General features: G+C 78.7%; 1 pseudogene. It reads right to left on the reverse strand.

The window, feature by feature from the left end:
• Positions 1-600 precede the first annotated feature (600 nt).
• Positions 601-1,017 (reverse strand): annotated as a pseudogene (locus KN815_RS49310) (hypothetical protein); the annotation flags it as partial.

The following is a 1,017-nucleotide window of genomic DNA, read 5'->3' on the forward strand; positions in this document are numbered from 1 at the left end:
CCTGGCCGTCCGCCCCGGGCCGGTGACGTGGGCGCGTCCGACCGGATGGCGGTCATGTCCCGGGCGCGCGGTGAGTGTCCGCCTCCGGCGGCGGTACCCCGGCGCCGGAGGCCCGCGCTTCCCGTCCGGGGGCGGCCACGTCTGGACCCGGCGGGATAGGGCTCCGGCACGGCGGGACAAGGCTCGGCTCGGTGGGGCAAGGCTCGGCCTGGTGGGGCAAGGCCCGGCCTGGTGTGCCAAGGCTCGGCTCGGTGCGCAAGGCCCGGCCTGGTGGGGCAAGGCCCGGCCTGGTGGGGCAAGGCTCGGCCCGGCGGGGCAAGGTTCGGCCCGGTGGCGCAAGGCCCGGCCCGGCGGGGCAAGGGCTCCGGCTCGGTGGGGTAAGACCCGGCCTGGTGGGGCAAGGCTCGGCCTGGTGGGACAGGGCTCGGCTCGGTGGCGCAAGGCCCGGCCCGGTGGGGTAAGTCCCGGCCTGGTGGGGCAAGGCCCGGCCCGGCGGGGCAAGGCCCGGCCCCGTGGCGCAAGGCCCGGCCCCCACCGGTGGCGGTGAGCGTCTGGCCCGGCCGCGGTGAGTGTGCCGCCCCGTGGCCGCGCTAGCGTCGCTCAAGGGCGGTGCGGCAGCATCAGAGACCACGCCTCCGCCAGGACCGTCCAGGTGCGGCTGCGCACCGGGCCCCGGATCAGCGCGTCCGCGTGATAGCGGAAGTCCGGGCCGGAGACGGTGACGGCCCGCGCCCGGGTGCGCAGCGGACCGTCCGCCGCGTGGGGATGGACGACGACCTCGGCCAGCCCGCCGCCCGGTGCGGCCGTCGACACCGAGACCTGCTCCACCGGCCGGTCCAGATCGGTCAGCAGCACCCCGTCCGCCTCGATCCGCAGCCGCTGCGGCGGCGGATGCGCCGGCCGCCGAACGCCGCCGGCCAGCCCGATCACGGGGAGCGAGAGCAGCGTCAGCGCGGTGCGGGCGGTGCGGGCCGCCGGGGTCCACCACGGCCGGTTGCCGTCGCCGTCCGGATCGCC

This window comes from Streptomyces niphimycinicus, from assembly GCF_018883605.1.
Classification (GTDB): Bacteria; Actinomycetota; Actinomycetes; order Streptomycetales; family Streptomycetaceae; genus Streptomyces; species Streptomyces niphimycinicus.